The organism is Parahoeflea olei, assembly GCF_001703635.1.
In the GTDB taxonomy this organism is placed as follows: domain Bacteria; phylum Pseudomonadota; class Alphaproteobacteria; order Rhizobiales; family Rhizobiaceae; genus Hoeflea; species Hoeflea olei.
Window position 1 is genome coordinate 491,611 of record NZ_LQZT01000012.1, and the last position, 17,842, is coordinate 509,452.

Genomic DNA, 17,842 nt, shown 5'->3' on the forward strand with positions numbered 1-17,842 from the left:
GGAACAGAAAAGGGCGTCACATGAACGCGTTTACCAGGATTATCGGGGCCGCGATTGCGGTCGGGTCGCTGGCTTTCGTCACCGCCGGAGCCGCTTCCGCCGACGAATTGGCCGCCATCAAGGAAAAGGGCACCATGCGCATCGCCATGAGCGGCGCCTATCCGCCCTTCAACTTCGTCAACGAACAGAACGAAGTCGTCGGTTTCGACGCGGCCATCGGCACCGAAATCGCCAAGCGCATGGGGCTCGAGGCCGAGATCGTCACCACCGCCTGGGACGGCATCATCGGTGGCCTGCTCGCCAACAAATACGATGCCATCGTCGGCTCGATGTCGATCACCGAGGAACGCGAGAAGGTGGTCGATTTTGTCGGACCCTACTACACCACCAAGCGCGCGATCTTCACCATGACCGGTTCGCCGCTCACCTCCGTGAGCCAGCTGGGCGATGCCACCGTCGGCGTGACGCTCGGCGAAACCCACGAACAGTGGGCGCGTGAACAGGGCTACACCGTCAAGACCTACAAGGGCCTGCCCGAACTGCTGCTCGAACTCGAAAACGGCCGCGTCGACGCGATCATCGCCGATTCCGTCGCCGTCATCCTGGCCGCCAAGGAAAGCAACCGCGAGCTCGTGGCCCTCAACGATCTCGAAACCGAATCCGTCGGTGCCGGCATCGCCATCCGCAAGGGCAACCTCGAGCTTGCCGCCGAAATGCAGGCAGCCCTCGACGCCATGCAGGAAGACGGCACCTATCTCAAGATCGCCAATGAATGGGTCGGCGGCGACATTCGCTGATCCCGTTTCCCGGTCCCGCGCGAAACATCTTCGCGCGGGATTTTTCCGACAGTTCGAACCCGCCCGTTTCCCGCGGGCACCAGGATGACGCGATGAAGACCCATTACGGCCAACTCACGATCGACGAAGTGCGCGACGCGGACAAGGACAGGGTGGTGATCCTGTCGGTGTCGGCCACCGAGGACCACGGCTCGCACATGCCGCTCGACACCGACACGGTGCTCGGCATGGCGGTGGCGGAGGGAGCGGCCAAGCTCGCGCCCGAGGACATCCTGGTGATGCCGCCGATCCCCTATGGCTTCAACGAGCACCACAAGGATTTTCCGGGCGTGATCTGGATCGAGCCCGAGACACTGATTTCCTTCATCACCGATGTGACCAAGTCGCTCGCCCATCACGGCTTCCGCCGCATCCTGCTCCTGAATTCGCACGGCTCGAACCATCCGGTGCTTGATCTCGCCGCGCGCAAGACCGTGATCCAGTCCGAAGTGCTCTGCGTGAGCTGCTCCTACTGGAACCTGATTTCGAAGGAAATCAACGAGATCCGCAGCTCTCCGCTCGGCGGGATAGCCCATGCGGGCGAGTTCGAGGCCTCGATCTACATGCATCTGCATCCCGATCTCGTGGATCTCAGCACGGCCAAGAGCCAGATCGCCCACAATCCGGGCAGCAAGTTCTTCAATCTCGATCTCGCCGGCGGCGGCGGCAAGGCGATGCTGATGCGCTGGTGGTCGTCGGTTTCCGAAGACGGCACCATGGGCGATCCCACGGTCGCCACCGCGGAGAAGGGCAAGCTGTTCCTCGATGCCGCCGTCAACGCGACCGTCGAACTGGTGCGCGAGATCCGGGCGCTGCCGCTTCTGCCGCGCGTCGACCGGCACTGAGCCGAAAGGGACCGGACCGTGGACACGGATCTGATCATTCGCGTCTTTCCCTACTTCATCGAGGCGGGTTGGGTGACGATCCAGCTGTCGGTGCTGTCGATGCTGCTGGGGCTCGTCTGCGGCGCGCTCGGCGCCGCGGCGCGGCTGTCGCGCTCGGTGGTGCTGCGCTTCATCGGCGCGGCCTATGTGAGCCTGATCCGCGGCACGCCGGCGCTGATCCAGGTCTTCATCCTCTATTTCGGCGGCCCGCAGATCGGCATCCAGCTCGAGGCCTTCGAGGCGGGCGTGCTGGCGCTCGGTTTCAATATCGGCGCCTACATGACCGAAACCATGCGCGGCGCCATCATCTCGGTCGACCGCGGCCAGACCGAGGCGGCGCGCACGCTGGGCCTCAGCCGCTTCGAGACTTTTCGCGCCGTCACGCTGCCGCAGGCGCTCCGGCTGATGATCCGGCCGCTCGGCGTCAATATCAACGCGCTGATCAAGGGCACCGCGCTGGTGGCGGCGATTTCGGTGGTCGAACTGACCTATACCGCGCAGCGTTATATCGGTTCGACCTACAAGCCGTTCGAGATGTTCTTCCTCGCCGGCGCCATCTACATGGCGATCATCTATGTTACCGGCACCGCCGTCTCTTGGCTCGACCGGCGGGTGGCGCTCAAATGACCCGGCACTCAAGCACATGCGGGGGCCGTCATGGGTCTTGATTTTTCCGTCGTCCCGCCGTTTTTCGACGCGCTGCTGACCGGCGCGCTCTGGACCGTCGCGATCACCATATCGGCTGCCGTGCTGAGCTTTTTCGGCGGCATCCTGTTTGCCGTGATCGCGCTCTATGCGCCCTGGCCGATCCGCTATCCGTTCCGGCTGTTTGCCTGGCTGTTTATGGGCACGCCGCTGCTGCTGCAGCTGTTCCTGATCTATTTCGGGCTGATCCAGATCGGCGTCGACCTGCCGGCCTTCGTCGCCGGCGTGATCGGGCTCGGCCTGCATTTCGCGGTCTACAATTCCGACATCATCCAGGCCGGCATTCTCGCCGTCGACAAGGGGCAATACGAGGGCGCGCGCACGCTGGGGCTCAGCCGCGGGCAGACGCTGCGCAAGGTGGTGGTGCCGCAGGCCATCCGCTCCGTGGTGCCGCCGATCGGCAACAACATGATCGCGCTTCTGAAGGATTCCGCGCTGGTCTCGGTGATCGGCGTCACCGAACTCACGCTTTCCTCGCAGATGGCGATCTCGCGCACCTTCCGTCCGTTCGAATTCTATGTCGCTGCCGCCGCCTGCTACTACGTCATCAATCTTGGCCTCGAGGCCGGGCTGCGCCGCATCGAGCGGCGCATCCAGATCGCCCGCTGAGGCTTTGAGGGAGACCCATATGACCGGAAATCCGATCATCAACATCAGGCACGCGGCCAAGAGCTACGGCTCGCTCGAAGTGCTCAAGGACATCAGCCTGCAGGTGACCAAGGGCCAGATCGTCGCCATCATCGGGCCGAGCGGGTCGGGCAAGTCGACGCTGTTGCGCGCCATCAACGATCTCGATCCGCTCACCTCGGGCGAAGTCTGGCTTGAGGACGAGCAGGTCAACAAGCCTTTGCCGCCGCGCCAGTACGAGACCCACATCAACAAGGTCAGGCAGAACATCGGCATGGTGTTCCAGCACTTCAACCTGTTTCCGCACCTGACGGTCAGGGAAAACATCACGCTCGCGCCGAAGATGCTCAAGGGCATCACGGGCGCCCAAGCCGAAGAACTCGCCGTCGAGCAACTGACCAAGGTCGGCATGCTCGACCGCATCGACTATTACCCCTCGCAGCTTTCCGGCGGGCAGAAGCAGCGCGTGGCGATCGCCCGGGCGCTCGCCATGAAGCCCAAGGTGATGCTGTTCGACGAGGCCACGTCCGCGCTCGACCCGGAGCTGGTCGAGGAGGTCAACCTCGTCATGAAGCAGCTCGCCGAGGAGCACATGACCATGATCATCGTCACCCACGAAATGGGCTTTGCCCAGGATGTCTGCGACCGGGTCCTGTTCATGGACCAGGGCGTCGTCGTCGAGGAGGGGCCGCCCGACGTGATCTTCAAAAACCCGGCCAATGAACGCACCCGGAATTTCCTTCGCAAACACCTCAGAGGACGCAACTAACGTGAAGACCAGCGGCGCAGATCTCAAGTCCAACCTGTTCTACCAGTCGCGTCTGGCCCGGCCGATGCTCGACCGCGCGGAAGGCATCTATCTCTATGACACCACCGGCAAGCGCTATCTCGACGGCTCGTCGGGCGCGATGGTGTCGAATATCGGCCATTCCAATCCCAATGTGCTCGCCGCCATGAAGGCGCAGATGGACAAGTCGACCTTCGGCTACCGGCTGCATTTCCAGAACGAGCCGGCCGAGCGGCTCGCGCGGATGACCGCCGAGCGCATGCCCGAAGGGCTCGACCGGGTGTTCTTCGTCTCCGGCGGCTCGGAAGCGGTCGAAAGCGCGGTCAAGCTCGCGCGGCAATACACGCTCGCCGTCGGCCAGGAGAGCCGCTGGAAGGTGATCTCGCGCTTTCCCTCCTATCACGGCGGCACGCTCGGTGCGGTGGCACTCACCGGCTACGACCCGCTCACCAAGCCGTTCGAGCCGATGTTGCGGCCGATGCCGAAGGTCCCCGCACCGCTGTGCTATCTCGACCGCGACAATCTCTCCGATCACGACCGGGGGCTCAAATATGCCGACATGCTGCGCGATGAGATCCTGGCGCAGGGGCCGGAAACCGTGCTCGCTTTCCTGATGGAGCCGGTCGGCGGCGCCTCTACAGGCGCGCTGGTCGCCCCCGACAGCTATTACGGCCGCATCCGCGAGATCTGCGACGAGTTCGGCAAGTTCGTCGCCTCCGAGCACTGGGGCGTGGTCCCCGACATCGTGGCGCTGTCGAAAGGCTTTGCCGCGGGCTATGCGCCGCTCGGCGCGATGGTGGCGCAGAATGCGATCGTCGACACGGTGCTCGATGCCGGCGGCTTCATGCATGGCTTCACCTATGCCGGCAATCCGCTCGCCTGTGCCGCCGGCTGCGCGGTGCTCGGGGAAATGGACCGGCTCGGGCTCGTCGACAATGCGCGGGTGATGGGCGATCGCCTGAAGAGCGAACTCACCGGCCTGATGGACCGTTATCCGTTCATCGGCGATGTGCGCGGCAAGGGCCTGCTGCTCGCCTTCGAACTGGTCTCGGACCGCGAGACCATGGCGCCCTTGCCCAAGGAGCTGAACGCCTACAACCGCCTGGTCGATCTCGCCTATGACCGGGGCCTGATCATCTATTCGCGCCGCACCCGCGGCGGCAAGGAAGGCGACCATTTCCTGGTCTGCCCGCCGCTGATCATCACCGAGGCGCAGATCGGCGAGATCATTGCGACGCTCATCGACTGCCTTGATGCGATGGCTGCGGAGATGAACCTGCCGGTGAACCGATAATGCCGTTTCCGGACAAGACCACGGATCTCGCGGCGGCGATCTCGAAGATCGGCGACGGTGCCCGCGTCATGATCGGCGGCTTCGGCGTGCCCGGCACGCCGTTCACGCTGATCGAGGAACTGGTGCGTCAGGGGCCCAGGAACCTCACCATCATCAAGAACGACGCCAACGAGCCCGGCATGGGCGTCGACTGGCTGCTTCAGGCCGGGCTCGTCAAACGGCTGATCACCAGCCATGTCGGGCTCAACGGCAATGCGGTCAGGATGATGAATGCGGGCGAGATCGAGGTCGAGTTCGTGGCGCAAGGCATCCTCGCCGAGCGCATCCGCACCGCTGGCGCCGGGCTCCGCGGCTTCGTCTCCGACATCGGCGTCGGCACGCTGTTGGCCGAGGGCAAGAAGCGGATCGAGATCGACGGCGAGACGCTGCTGTTCGAACCCGCGCTCGAGGCCGATTTCGCGCTGGTGCATGCGGCCACCGCCGACACCTTCGGCAATCTCGCCTATGTGGCGACCGCGCGCAATTTCAATCCGCTGATGGCGATGGCGGCGGAGTGCACCATTGCCGAGGCGGAAGACCTGGTGCCGCTCGGCGGCCTCGCGCCGGACGCGATCCACACGCCGGCGCCCTTCGTCGACCATCTGGTGGCGCTGCCGCCCGAACTCATGGAGGTCTACGGTGTCGTCAAGCGCTAAGCAGAGGATGCTCGCCCGGGCCGCGCGCGACATCCTGCCCGGCATGACCGTCAATCTCGGCATCGGGCTTCCGACCCAGGTGATGGCCCATGTGGCGCCCGATTGTCCCGTCTGCCTGCACTCGGAAAACGGCATCGCCGGCGTCGGCGGCCTGACGGCGCCGGGCCGCGAGGACCGCAACCTGATCGATGCCGGCGGCGGCTATATCCTGTGCGCGGCCGGAGGTTCGTTCTTCGACAGCGCCGTCTCCTTCGCGCTGGTCCGGGGAGGGCGGCTCGATCTCACCCTCCTCGGCGCCTTCGAGATCGCCGCCAACGGTGATCTTGCCAACTGGATCATCCCCGGCAAGTTCGCCGCCGGCGTCGGCGGCGCCATCGAGCTTGCGCAGAAGGCGCGGCGGGTGGGGGTGCTCACCACCCATACCGACAAGCACGGCAACCCGAAGATCCTCGAACGCTGCACCCTGCCGCTGACAGCGCGCGGTTGTGTCGACCGCATCTATACCGACATGGCGGTGTGCGACGTCCGGCCCGATGGCCTGCATCTCGTGGAACTGGCAGAAGGGGTGGAGCTCGCCGAGCTGCGCTTTGCCACCGGGGCGCCGCTGATCGTGGCCGACGGGCCGATCCCCAGATTCTAGACCAGGCGGACAACATGACCTCGCATGACGAGACTTCCATTCTTCACGCTGTCGATGCCGTGTTCGACCGGGAGGTCGACTTCCTCGCGGAACTGACCTCGCATCCCTCGACCCGCGGCAACGAGCAGTCGGCACAGGACTTCATGGCCGAAGAACTGGGCGCCCGCGGTTACGCCGTCGACCGCTGGACCATCGATGTCGATGCGATCGCCCATCTGCCGGGCTTTTCGCCGGTGATCGGCGCCTATGAGGACGCGGTCAATGTGGTGGGCACGCATCGCGGCAGCGGCAAGGGCCGAAGCCTGATCCTCAACGGCCATATTGACGTGGTCCCGGAAGGGCCGCTCGACATGTGGCACTCGCCGCCATTCGCGCCGCGCATCGAGGACGGCTGGATGTATGGCCGCGGCGCCGGCGACATGAAGGCGGGGCTCGCCTCCAACCTGTTCGCGCTCGATGCGCTGAGGCACCTGGGCTACCAGCCTGCGTCGGACGTGTTCTTCCAGTCGGTGGTGGAAGAGGAATGCACCGGCAATGGCGCGCTCGCCTGTCTCGAACGTGGCTACCGTGCTGATGCCGCGCTGATCCCCGAGCCGTTCTCGGAAAAGCTCGTCACCGCGCAGCTCGGGGTTCTGTGGTTCCAGGTCCATTTGAAGGGCATGCCGACCCATGTCGCCTATGCCGGCAGCGGCTCGAACGCGATCGAGGCGGCGATCCCGCTGATTGCGGCGCTGCACGAGATGGAGCACCGCTGGAACCGCGCGGACCGCCGCCATTCCGATTATGCCGACCACAACCACGCGCTCAATCTGAATATCGGCAAGATTTCGGGCGGCGACTGGGCCAGCTCGGTGCCAGCCTGGTGCGTGTTCGACGTGCGCATGGGCCTGTTTCCGGGCCAGGATCTTGATGTCGCCAAGGCCGAAATCGAGGCGGTGCTCCGGGAGGCGGCGTCCGAGCACCCGTTCCTGCGCAAGAACGCGCCCGAAATCGTCTATCACGGCTTCCACGCCGAGGGCTACGCGCTGTCGGAAAACCGTTCGCCGGCTGCCACCCAGGCGATCTCGGAGCTTGAGCATGCGCATATGAGCGTTAACGGCTCGGCGCTCGACAAACTCGCGATCACCGCGACCACCGATGCCCGCTTCTTTGGCCTCTATGCGGACACGCCCGCGCTGGTCTATGGACCCCGTGCGGAGGCGATTCACGGGTTCAACGAACAGGTCGAGCTTGAGTCCGTCCGCCGCGTGACCCAGGCCACGGCCCTGTTCATCGCCCGCTGGTGCGGGCTCGACAAGATCTGAAGAAGGACGCCCCCATGCGCGAAGCCGTCATCGTCTCCACCGCCCGCACGCCGATTGCCAAGGCCTATCGCGGCGCCTTCAATGCCACCCAGGCCCCGGTGATGATGGCGCATGCGATCCGCGCCGCGGTCGCCCGCGCGGGCCTGGAGGGCGGCGAGATCGAGGATTTCACCATGGGGTCGGCCCTGACCCAGGGCACGGCGGGCGTCAATGCCGCGCGCCATGCGGTGATCGCAGCGGGCCTGCCGGTCTCGGTCGCGGCCGCGACCATCGACCGGCAATGCGCCTCGGGCCTCTCGGCGCTCGCGGCGGCCGCGCACCAGGTGCGCAATGACGGCGTCGAGATCGCCATGGCCGGCGGCGTCGAGAGCATTTCGCTGGTGCAGAACGAGCATTGGAACAAGCATTGCTACCGGATCGCGGACCTGGCCGACAGCTATTACATGAGCATGCTCGATACGGCGGAAGTGGTGGCCGAGCGCTATTCCGTAAGCCGCGAGGCGCAGGACGCCTATGCGCTCGAAAGCCAGCGCCGGACGGCGGAAGCCCAGCGCGCGGGCCGCTACGATGCCGAGATCGTGCCGATGGATGCGGTCAAGCTCGTGACCGACAAGGCGACCGGCGAAACCTCGAAGCAGCAGGTCACGCTTTCCGCCGATGAAAGCAACCGCCCCGACACCACGCTCGAAGGCCTTCAGTCGCTCAAGCCGGTGATGGGGCCGGACAAGGTGGTGACCGCGGGCAATGCCAGCCAGCTCTCCGACGGCGCATCGGCGCTGGTGGTGATGTCAGGGGAGGAGGCCGCGCGCCGAAACCTCTCGCCGCTCGGCATCTTCCGCGGCATGGCGGTCGCCGGCTGCGCGCCCGAGGAAATGGGCATCGGCCCGGTGCTCGCGGTGCCGCGGCTGCTCGCCCGCCACGGGCTCAAGATCGACGACATCGACCTGTGGGAGATCAACGAGGCCTTCGCTTCGCAGCTCCTCTATTGCCGCGACAGGCTCGGCATCGATCCGGACAAGCTCAACGTCAATGGCGGGGCGATCTCGATCGGCCATCCCTACGGCATGAGCGGCGCGCGCATGGCAGGCCACCTTCTCATCGAGGGCCGGCGCCGCGGCGCGAAATACGGCGTGGTCAGCATGTGCGTGGGCGGCGGCATGGGCGCCGCCGGCCTGTTCGAAATCTGCGCCTGAGGTGCAGGCTGAAGCCGCGTCCGCCCGGCCTCAGCGCCGGGCGCCGCTGCGGCCGAGCATGGTCAGCACCGCGTCGCGGACTTCCTCGTCCTGGGCCAGCACCGCCTGGCTCAGCCGGAACAGCCGTTCGCGGGTGGCGTGCAGCTGGTCGATCAGGTCGAGCACCACCGGCAGCGTCTCCTCCTCGACGTCCATGTCGTAGCGCAACGCGCAGATCAGCTGCACGCGGGCGACCTGCAGGTCGCTCAACCGCGGTCCGCCCTCGCGCTCCTCGGCTTCGATCAGCGCGTCTCTCAGCCAGCGGTCCAGGTCGGCGCGGTTGAGGTCTGGGACAAGCGAGACGATCTCTTCGAGCTTCTTCATTTCAGCATCTCCTTGCGCGGATCCTGCGCATGCCGCGGCTTCCAGCCTTCGAGGAAGGCTGCGAGCTCGGGCTCCTCGGCAGGCGGCAGCATCACCTTGAGCGTCACATACTGGTGGCCGCGCTGGCCTGTTTTCGCATTGCGGATGCCGCGCTCCTTGAGCCGGAGCTTGGTGCCGGTGTTCGAGCCCTTCGGCACAGTGAGACTCACCGGCCCCGCAATCGTCGGAACCTCGATGCGCGCGCCGAGCACGGCTTCCTTGAGCGTCACCGGCACCTCGATATGCACATTGTCGTCCTTGCGCACGAAATGGGCATCGGGCTCGATATGCAGTTCGATAAACGCGTCGCCTGCCGGGCCGCCGTTGAAGCCAGGGCCGCCCTGGCCCTTGAGCCGCAGGCTCTGCCGGTCCTCGGCGCCTTCGGGAATGGTGACGTTCAAGGTCTTGCCGTCGGGCAGTTGCAGCTTCTGCACGCCGCCCTGGGCCGCCGTCAGGAAGGGAACGCGCAAAGTGTAGGTCACGTCCTGCCCGCGCGCCTTCATGCTGCCGCGCCCGCCCATGCCACCCATGCCGCCCATGCCGCCGCCGAAGGCGCGGGCGAAGAAGGATTCGAGGTCCTCGTTGCTGGCAAAGCCGTCCTGGCGCGCATGGGCGCCGGAGGGGCCGGCATAGTCGCGGTAAAACCGCTGCTGCCGGGTCTCGGCGCCGGTCGCGTCGATCTCGCCGGCGTCGAAGCGGCGGCGGCGCTCCTTGTCCTTCAGGAATTCGTGTGCGCCCGAGATCTCCTTGAAACGGGCTTCGGCCGCCTTGTCGTCGGGATGCAGGTCGGGGTGATGCTTCTTGGCAAGCTTCTTGAAGGCCGCCTTGATCTCCGCATCGCTCGCCGACCGCTTGATGCCGAGAATGTCGTAGGGATTCTTCATTCGGTTTGGCTCCGGCAATGCATGGATTTCAGCCCTCGCGAGCATCGGCGCCGGGCTAGCCGGCGGCGCGCTGAAAGAGCCGGGATTGCGATGCCAATTCAGGGTGCTGCGCCGGCTTTGCCGTCTTGTGCTGGATCAAGCCCGCGGGAACCGTTGGCCCTTCTGAGATAGGTATTCCGGCAATGCTTTGCCAGACCCTTCCGCGGGACCGGCATGCTTTGCCGAGCCGTCCGCGCCGGCAGCCGATTCGGGGTCGATGGTTGGGAAGCCCGGGGTTCATGTAAAACAGCGCTTCGAGGTGACGTGAATTCCTGCGTCGGCAAGTTTACATGACGTTAAGCCAGTATTTCTAAAATGATCTGGTAGAAATTGGGGGGCTGGCATGAAATCGAGTCCGGGAAGGCGATTTGCGGCATGGGCATTTTGTCTTGTTGCCCTGAGCCTTGGTCAGGCGGGATCTGCCCAGTCCGAAACCCTGCGCATCGGCGGGACCGGGGCCTCTACCGAATTCATGAAGATGCTGGGCGCGGCCTTCGAGGCGCAGGAGGAGGGGGCAACCGTCGAGGTCATCAGCGGGCTCGGCAGCTCCGGCGCCATCGAAGCCACCTATGACGGTGCCATCGATATCGCCATTTCCGCCCGTCCGCTCAAGCCGGGGGAAGCGGAACTCGGCTTGTCGGGAGCGCCTTTTGCCCGCACCCCCTATGGCATGGTGACGTCCTATCCACGACCGGGAAACATCGAAGCCAAGGATGTCGCCGGCTTTTTCTCGTCGGTGGACTCGCGCTGGCCGGACGATACCCCGGTCCGGGTTGTGCTGCGGCCGCTCAGCGAGAGCGACACGACCCTGCTGGGGCAGACCTTTCCGGGGATGGCCGAGGCGATGGAGACGGTGCGCGAGCGGATCGACGTTTCCGTCGCCGGCACCGACCAGGACAACCTCACCATGGCGTCCGACATCTACGGGTCGCTGGTGGGGGCGAGCCTTGCCCAGGTGCTCACCGAAAAGCGGCCGCTGCATTTCCTGTCGATCGACGGGCAGGAACCGACCGTCGACAATCTCGAGCGCGGCCTCTATCCCTATCAGAAGCTCTTCTACATCGTGCAGCCGGCAGAGCCCACGGCGCTCGCCGAGCGCTTCATCTCCTTTGTCCGCTCGGATGCCGGCGTGGCTCTATTGCGAGAGGCTGCATGTCTGCCTATCGCAAACTGAACGCGAGCATCAATCTGAAGCCGCGCATCCGCGCGGCCTTTGTCGTTGCGGTTTTGCTTTCGGTGGTCCCGCCGCTGACCTATGCCACGGTTTCGATCGGCTACCTCGGCCGCCACGTGGCCTTCGTTGCGCAATTGCAGGCCGCGCGGCTTTCCAAATACATCTACACCCAGGAAACCATGTGGCAGTACCAGCGGGTGAGGCTGGCCGAAATCCTTGAGCTCGACGAGAGCCAGCTTGCCGAAACCCAATTGACGGTGTTTCGCGCCAACGGCCGCAAGATCCTGTCGGTCGGGACCGATCCCGGCCGCCTCAACCTTTCGCGGTCCGCGCCGCTGGTGTCGGCCGGAAAGCTGGTCGGCAGGACCGAGGTCAGCATTCCGCTCGCCGGTCTTGCCTTTCAGGTGCTGGGGCTTGCCGTGCTCAGCACGCTGTTCGGCATCACCGCCTATTTTGCCCGGGTCCGGCCGTTGCGTTCGCTCAACACGGCGGTCCGGCAGCTCGAGGATTTCAGCGACAGCCTGAGACGGCGCACCGCGCAGCTCTACGAAGCCCAGGCATTGGGCAAGATCGGCGACTGGAGCTATGATTTCGGAGCCCGGAACCTGTGGTGGTCTGACGAAGTCTATCGGCTTCTGCACTACTCTCGCAATTTCGTCCCCAGCTATGGCGCGGTTCTGTCGCTCTATGCCGGAGACGGCGCGCGGCGACTGATCGAATCCCAGGTCCAGGCGCGGCGCGACGGCACCATCAGCAAGATCGACCTCAGGGCCCGTCGCGGCGATGGCTCGATCGGCCATTTCGCCGTCACCACGAAGACGCGCTATGACGACAGCGGCAATGCGGTGGGGATCTACGGCACCATCCAGGACATCAGCGACCGCAAGGAGGCCGAAGCCCAGCTCGAGCAGCTCGCCTATCACGACCCGCTGACGGGGCTCGCCAACCGCGCGCTGTTCCAGCGCCGCCTCGATGACATGATCGACCGGTGCATGCGCAAGGCGTCCAACGGGGCGTTGCTGTTGCTCGATCTCGACCGGTTCAAGGACGTCAACGACACGCTCGGGCACACCACCGGCGATGCACTTCTGGTCCGGATCGCCCATCTGCTCTCCCGCACCCTGGGCAACCAGCACTTCATCGCCCGGCTGGGCGGCGACGAGTTTGCGGTCGTCGCGGAAAGCGCAACGGGCGATCTGGATTGGCAGGCGGTCGCCGGCGAAGTGCTGAAGGTGATTTCCGGCACCACCATGATCGACCAGGTCGATATCGCCATCGGCACCAGCATCGGCATCGCGCGCGTACCGGACCACGGCGCCTGCGTGACCGACCTTCTGCGCAATGCCGATCTGGCGCTGTACCGGGCGAAGGAGGAAGGGCGGGGGCGCTATGCAGTGTTCGAGCCCGGGATGGATGAAGCGGTGCAGCGCAAGGTGGCCTTCGCCAGCGATCTACGCGCGGCCTTGCAGGACGACCTGGGGCTGATGCTGCATTACCAGCCGCAGATCGATCTTGCGACCGACCGGGTCAAGGGCTTCGAAGCCCTGATCCGCTGGAACCACCCCACGCTCGGCCCGATTTCGCCCTCGGTCTTCATCCCCATCGCCGAAAGCTCGCATCTGATCTGCGACATCGGCCACTGGGTGCTGCGCCAGGCCGTGCTCCAGGCCAAGGCCTGGCTCGATGCCGGCGCGCCGCCGCGCGAAGTCGCGGTCAATGTCTCGGTGGCGCAACTGTGGGGCACGGACCTCGTCACCGATGTGGGCCAGGTGCTGGCCGAAACCGGGTTCCCGCCGGAGCTATTGTGCCTGGAACTGACCGAATCGCTTCTGGTGGACCAGGAGGAAACCCGCGTCCGCTCGGTGCTGAAGGCGCTGAAGGCCCATGGCGTGGTGCTCGCGCTCGACGATTTCGGCACCGGCTTCTCGTCGCTCGGCTATCTCACCCAGCTTCCCTTCGACAAGCTCAAGATCGACCGGATCTTCATCGATGGCGTGACCGGCTCCGAACGCCGGACCGAACTTCTGCGCGGCATCATCGGGCTTGGCCGAGGCCTCGGCATGACGACCGTCGCCGAAGGCGCGGAAACGCCGGAAGAGGTCGCGCTGCTGCGTGAACTGGGCTGTGACGTGGTGCAGGGCTTCGTCTTTGCCCGTCCGCAACCCGCCGAGGACGCGCTCGGCTTCGCGCTGCGCCAGGACGGGGCTGCACTCGGGGCGGCGGAGGCGCGGCATGAAGTGGCCGCTGCGTCCGGGCGGCGCGCGCGCCGGTAGGGCGACGTTGTGCCGCCGCAGCTTGCGCTATCTTCTCCCGGAACTGAAAGAATGGTGGGCGCGACAGGGATTGAACCTGTGACCCCTGCCGTGTGAAGGCAGTGCTCTCCCGCTGAGCTACGCGCCCGTCGCTGACGCCGGAGTGATCCGGTGCGATCGGCTGAGCGGCGGTATAAGCGCAGCTTGGGGCAGGCGTCAAGCACCAGATCGCACGTCGATGCACAAGCCTGTGGGTCGGCTGCCGGAAGTCTGGGTCTGGCCGCCCTCCAGCTTGGCGGAAAATCAGCCGCGACCGGCGCGGGCGGCGATCAGGTCGATGACCATGCCCGGGGTCAGGTCGTCGAAATGATCGATGACGATGTCGGGGTCGAAATCGGTGACTGGCTTGTCGGAATAGCCGAAGGGCACGGCGATCGCCGGCACGCCGGCATTCTGCGCGGCGCGGATGTCGTTGACGCTGTCGCCGATCATCACCGCATGCGTCCTGTCTGCGCCGGCCTTGTCTATGGTGCCGAGAATGTGGTCGCCATGCGGCTTCTTGACCTTGAAGGTGTCGCCGCCGGTGATGGCGGCGAAGCGTCGGGTCAGGTCGAGGCTGTCGAGCAGGCGCAGCGCCAGGCCTTCGGACTTGTTGGTGCACACCGCAAACCGCATGCCCGCGGCCTCGAGCCGGTCGAGTGCCGCGATCAGCCCGGGATAGGGCTGCGAGCGGCCGGGCATTTCGGCGGAATAATGCACCAGAAAGGCGTCGAAGGCGGATTCGAGCTGTTCGGGCGAGGAGGGGTGGCCGTGATGCGCCCAGGCCCGCTCGATCATCGCCTTGGCGCCCTGGCCGACGAGCCAGGTCATGTCCTCGAAGGTGACGGGTTCAAGCCCGTTGAGGCCGAGCACATGGTTCAAGCTCGCCATCAGGTCCGGCGCGGTGTCGAGCAGGGTGCCGTCGAGGTCGAAGATGACGAGGGGAGAGGTCATGTGCGCTCCGGGGTGGGTGGTTTCGGTGCGGGTTCCCTAGCGCCTGTGGGCGGGGCTGGCAATGCCGCGGCGACCAGCGCGTCGCCGGAGCGGGGCCGCGGCGGCGGAACGGCGGGGCGCGTCAGACGGGCTTTGCCTCCCCGCATCTTACATGCTAACAGGCCATCCGGTATCAACAACGACGGAAAGCTGGCATGGACGCCCGGCAACTCAAAATCGCGGCAGCGCAGGCGGCACTCGATCACGTCGAGGACGGAATGCGGCTGGGGATCGGAACCGGGTCGACCGCGGATGAATTCGTCCGGCTGCTGGCCGAAAAGGTGGCCGACGGCTTTGCCATCCAGGGAGTGCCGACCTCGGAACGCACCGCGCGGCTCTGCGTCGAACTCGGGGTGCCGCTGTTCTCGCTCGACGACCTGCCGGAACTCGACCTGACCATCGACGGCGCCGACGAGGTCGACGGCGCGCTCGGCCTGATCAAGGGCGGCGGCGGCGCGCTGCTGCGCGAGAAGATCGTCGCTGCGGCATCCGCGCGCATGATCGTGATCGCCGATGAAAGCAAGCTCGTCGATACGCTCGGCCGGTTCCCGCTGCCGATCGAGGTGGCCCCGTTCGGCCTGACGGCGACCCGGCTTGCGGTCGAGCGGCTTGCCGCGCGGCTCGGCCTGACCGGCGACATCGTGCAGCGTCCCGACAAGGATGGACCCTATCTCACCGATGGCGGACATTTCATTCTCGATGCATCATTTGGCCGCATTCCCGATGCAGAAGCGCTCGCAATCGGACTGGCCGCGATTCCCGGTGTGGTCGAGCACGGACTCTTTCTCAACATGGCGGATGCCGCGATCATCGCTTCGCAAAGTGGCGCGCGGACATTGACGGCGAAGACTTAAACAGGAGTGACACCGAACATGACTATCTTTACCGGTCTCAAGCGTTTCGGCGCGGGTTTGATCGTGGCGTCGAGCCTCGTCATTGCGGGCCACTCGGCGCTCGCGCAGGATATCAGCGATGATCACATTGCAGCCGCCCGTGCTGCCATAGCCGCGCTCAAGTCCACCGACCAGTTCGACGCGGTGATTCCGGCGGCCGCCGAGCAGCTCAAGGTCGAGCTGATTCGCTCCAATGCCGACCTTCAGGAAGTCATCAGCGCCACCATCGACGAGGAAGCGCTCAAGATCGTGCCGCGTCGCGCCGACCTGGAAAAGGAAGCCGCGCAGATCTACGCCAAGGCCTTTACGAAGGAAGAGCTGCAGGCGATCGCCGATTTCTACAATTCCGGCCCCGGCAAGAAGCTGATCGACAACGGCCCGCTGGTCACCCGCGAACTGATCAAGTCGGCCGAGATCTGGTCTTCGGGCATCGCCCGCGATCTGGCGCAGAACGTCAACCAGGCGCTGCAGGAAAAGATCGGCGCGCGGCCGAAGGTCGGCGACGAAGAAGTCATGCCCAAGAACTGACGCGGGCGAGGGGCCTGCCGGTCCGGGTCTCGGACGCGGGCAGCCGTGCCCTTCCGATGCGCCGGCCGCTTGCTTCACGCAACCGTGCGCCATGTTTGAAAGCCCGGACCCGTTCCGGGCTTTTCTTTTGCGGCCGCTCGGTTAAAACACCGGCTCTGCCGGCGCCCGCCGGCCCTGCCACCCCCAGCGGCGTCCCCGACTGCGCCGCAGCGCGCGAAAAGGACCAGCTTTCATGAGCGATTACGACTTCGACCTCTTCGTCATCGGTGGCGGCTCGGGGGGCGTGCGCGCGGCGCGGCTTGCCGCCTCGCTCGGCAAGAAGGTGGCGATCGCGGAGGAATACCGGTTCGGCGGCACCTGCGTGATCCGCGGCTGCGTGCCCAAGAAGCTGTTCGTCTACGCCTCGCAGTTCCACGAGCATTTCGGGGATTCGCGCGGCTTCGGCTGGACGCCGGGCGAGGCAAGCTTCGACTGGCCCACGCTGATTGCCAACAAGGACCGTGAGATCGACCGGCTGGAGGCGCTCTACCGGCGCGGGCTGGAAAACGCCGGTGCGGAAATCATCGCCTCGCGCGCCGAACTCACCGGGCCGCATTCGGTGCTGCTCAAGGCCACGGGGCAGACCGTGACGGCCGAGCGGATTTTGATCGCGGTCGGCGGCCGCGCCAACCCGCATGCGGCGCTGCCGGGCCACGAGTTCTGCATCAGTTCCAACGAGGCGTTTCACCTCGAGGAACTGCCGAAATCGATCCTGATTGCCGGCGGCGGTTATATTGCCGTCGAATTCGCCAATATCTTCCATGGGCTCGGCGTCGAGACCACGCTGATTTATCGCGGCAAGGAGATCCTGTCGCGCTTCGACCAGGACATGCGCCGCGGCTTGCACGAAGCCATGGAGCAGAAGGGCATTCGCATCCTCTGCCACGAGGTCTTCACCAAGATCGAGCGCGGGGCGGACGGCCGGCTTGTCGCGCAGACCTCGGGCGACAAGGTACTTGAGGCCGACCAGGTGATGCTGGCGCTCGGCCGCGATCCCAACACCGAGGGTCTCGGGCTCGAGGCCGCGGGCGTGAAGACCGGGGTGAAGGGCGAGATCCTGGTCGACGCGTATTCGCGCACCAATGTCGAAAGCATCTATGCGGTGGGCGACGTGACCGACCGGGTGCAACTGACCCCGGTGGCGATCCACGAGGCGATGTGCCTGATCCAGACGCTCTACCACGACAATCCGACCTCGCCCGACCATGACATGATCGCGACCGCCGTGTTCTCGCAACCCGAGATCGGCACCGTGGGGCTCTCGGAAGAGGAGGCGGCGCACCGCTACGACGAACTCGAGATCTATCGTGCCGCCTTCCGGCCGATGAAGGCGACGCTGTCGGGGCGCGAGGAAAAGACCGTCATGAAGATCGTCGTCAACGCCGCCGACAGAAAGGTGCTCGGCGTCCACATCTTGGGCCACGACGCCGGCGAGATGGCGCAGCTCCTCGGCATCGCCCTCAAGGCGGGCTGCACCAAGGACGATTTCGACCGCACCATGGCGGTACACCCGACCGCGAGCGAGGAGCTGGTGACGATGTACCAGCCGAGCTACCGCGTGAAGGGCGGTCAGCGGGTGTGAGAACAGGGCAGGCGGACCCGGTATGCGCGGCCGGGTCTGGCGGTGACAGTCG

Annotated in this window: 18 protein-coding genes and 1 tRNA gene; 15 read left to right on the plus strand and 4 right to left on the minus strand. The window is 65.6% G+C overall.

Annotated features, from left to right (window positions below; genetic code table 11):
- Positions 1 to 20 precede the first annotated feature (20 nt).
- The 10 genes from AWJ14_RS10880 (at position 21) to AWJ14_RS10925 (ending at position 8,965) form a co-directional block, all read left to right on the plus strand.
- Positions 21 to 797, plus strand: coding sequence for a transporter substrate-binding domain-containing protein (locus AWJ14_RS10880; RefSeq protein ID WP_066178410.1), 777 nt, complete (start codon positions 21 to 23; stop codon positions 795 to 797).
- 92 nt (positions 798 to 889) lie between these two features.
- Positions 890 to 1,681 (plus strand): creatininase family protein, encoded by a 792-nt coding sequence (locus AWJ14_RS10885; protein WP_171904859.1) that lies wholly within the window; start codon positions 890 to 892, stop codon positions 1,679 to 1,681.
- Between the two features lie 18 nt (positions 1,682 to 1,699).
- Positions 1,700 to 2,347, plus strand: coding sequence for an amino acid ABC transporter permease (locus AWJ14_RS10890; RefSeq protein ID WP_066178419.1), 648 nt, complete (start codon positions 1,700 to 1,702; stop codon positions 2,345 to 2,347).
- Positions 2,348 to 2,377: 30 nt separating this feature from the next.
- Entirely contained in the window at positions 2,378 to 3,034 is a 657-nt protein-coding gene (locus tag AWJ14_RS10895; RefSeq protein WP_066178422.1) for an amino acid ABC transporter permease, read from the plus strand.
- Positions 3,035 to 3,053: 19 nt separating this feature from the next.
- Positions 3,054 to 3,821, plus strand: coding sequence for an amino acid ABC transporter ATP-binding protein (locus tag AWJ14_RS10900; protein ID WP_066178426.1), 768 nt, complete (start codon positions 3,054 to 3,056; stop codon positions 3,819 to 3,821).
- A 64-nt stretch (positions 3,822 to 3,885) separates the two neighbouring features.
- Positions 3,886 to 5,133 (plus strand): aminotransferase family protein, encoded by a 1,248-nt coding sequence (locus AWJ14_RS10905; protein WP_066178672.1) that lies wholly within the window; start codon positions 3,886 to 3,888, stop codon positions 5,131 to 5,133.
- Positions 5,133 to 5,828: a CoA transferase subunit A gene (locus AWJ14_RS10910; protein ID WP_066178429.1), complete on the plus strand. Its 696-nt coding sequence runs from the start codon at positions 5,133 to 5,135 to the stop codon at positions 5,826 to 5,828. Before AWJ14_RS10905 ends, AWJ14_RS10910 begins: the two co-directional genes overlap by 1 nt.
- On the plus strand, positions 5,812 to 6,468 hold the full coding sequence (locus tag AWJ14_RS10915; protein ID WP_245304214.1) for a 3-oxoacid CoA-transferase subunit B: 657 nt from the start codon (positions 5,812 to 5,814) through the stop codon (positions 6,466 to 6,468). The genes AWJ14_RS10910 and AWJ14_RS10915 overlap by 17 nt, the downstream gene beginning before the upstream one ends.
- A 14-nt stretch (positions 6,469 to 6,482) precedes the next feature.
- Complete coding sequence (locus AWJ14_RS10920) at positions 6,483 to 7,772, plus strand: ArgE/DapE family deacylase (protein WP_066178434.1); 1,290 nt, start codon at positions 6,483 to 6,485, stop codon at positions 7,770 to 7,772.
- Between the two features lie 14 nt (positions 7,773 to 7,786).
- Positions 7,787 to 8,965, plus strand: a complete 1,179-nt coding sequence (locus AWJ14_RS10925; RefSeq protein WP_066178438.1) for an acetyl-CoA C-acyltransferase — start codon at positions 7,787 to 7,789, stop codon at positions 8,963 to 8,965.
- A gap of 30 nt (positions 8,966 to 8,995) precedes the next feature.
- On the opposite strand, the gene AWJ14_RS10930 is transcribed toward AWJ14_RS10925, so the two are convergent.
- On the minus strand, positions 8,996 to 9,328 hold the full coding sequence (locus AWJ14_RS10930; RefSeq protein ID WP_066178441.1) for a chaperone modulator CbpM: 333 nt from the start codon (positions 9,326 to 9,328) through the stop codon (positions 8,996 to 8,998).
- Positions 9,325 to 10,251: a DnaJ C-terminal domain-containing protein gene (locus AWJ14_RS10935; RefSeq protein WP_066178443.1), complete on the minus strand. Its 927-nt coding sequence runs from the start codon at positions 10,249 to 10,251 to the stop codon at positions 9,325 to 9,327. The genes AWJ14_RS10930 and AWJ14_RS10935 overlap by 4 nt, the downstream gene beginning before the upstream one ends.
- 382 nt (positions 10,252 to 10,633) lie before the next feature.
- On the opposite strand from AWJ14_RS10935, the gene AWJ14_RS10940 reads away from it, so the two are divergent.
- Both AWJ14_RS10940 and AWJ14_RS10945 read left to right on the plus strand, forming a co-directional pair.
- Positions 10,634 to 11,464, plus strand: coding sequence for a substrate-binding domain-containing protein (locus AWJ14_RS10940; protein WP_083220185.1), 831 nt, complete (start codon positions 10,634 to 10,636; stop codon positions 11,462 to 11,464).
- Positions 11,443 to 13,737 carry a putative bifunctional diguanylate cyclase/phosphodiesterase gene (locus AWJ14_RS10945; RefSeq protein WP_066178448.1) on the plus strand — a complete coding sequence of 765 codons (2,295 nt, stop codon included), beginning with the start codon at positions 11,443 to 11,445 and terminating at the stop codon, positions 13,735 to 13,737. The genes AWJ14_RS10940 and AWJ14_RS10945 overlap by 22 nt, the downstream gene beginning before the upstream one ends.
- 52 nt (positions 13,738 to 13,789) lie before the next feature.
- On the opposite strand, the gene AWJ14_RS10950 is transcribed toward AWJ14_RS10945, so the two are convergent.
- Positions 13,790 to 13,864, minus strand: a tRNA-Val gene (locus tag AWJ14_RS10950).
- 155 nt (positions 13,865 to 14,019) lie between these two features.
- Positions 14,020 to 14,709: an HAD family hydrolase gene (locus AWJ14_RS10955; protein ID WP_066178450.1), complete on the minus strand. Its 690-nt coding sequence runs from the start codon at positions 14,707 to 14,709 to the stop codon at positions 14,020 to 14,022.
- Positions 14,710 to 14,903: 194 nt separating this feature from the next.
- Here AWJ14_RS10955 and rpiA point away from each other — a divergent pair, with 194 nt between their 5' ends.
- The 3 genes from rpiA to gor all read left to right on the plus strand — a co-directional run bounded on the left by rpiA (position 14,904) and on the right by gor (position 17,790).
- A complete protein-coding gene (gene rpiA, locus AWJ14_RS10960) occupies positions 14,904 to 15,602 on the plus strand; it encodes a ribose-5-phosphate isomerase RpiA (RefSeq protein WP_066178453.1) in 699 nt (232 codons plus the stop codon).
- 18 nt (positions 15,603 to 15,620) lie between these two features.
- Positions 15,621 to 16,169 (plus strand): DUF2059 domain-containing protein, encoded by a 549-nt coding sequence (locus tag AWJ14_RS10965; protein ID WP_066178455.1) that lies wholly within the window; start codon positions 15,621 to 15,623, stop codon positions 16,167 to 16,169.
- Positions 16,170 to 16,401: 232 nt separating this feature from the next.
- The gene (gene gor, locus AWJ14_RS10970; protein WP_066178458.1) at positions 16,402 to 17,790 is read left to right on the plus strand and encodes a glutathione-disulfide reductase; all 1,389 of its coding nucleotides are present in this window, start codon (positions 16,402 to 16,404) and stop codon (positions 17,788 to 17,790) included.
- Positions 17,791 to 17,842 lie beyond the last annotated feature (52 nt).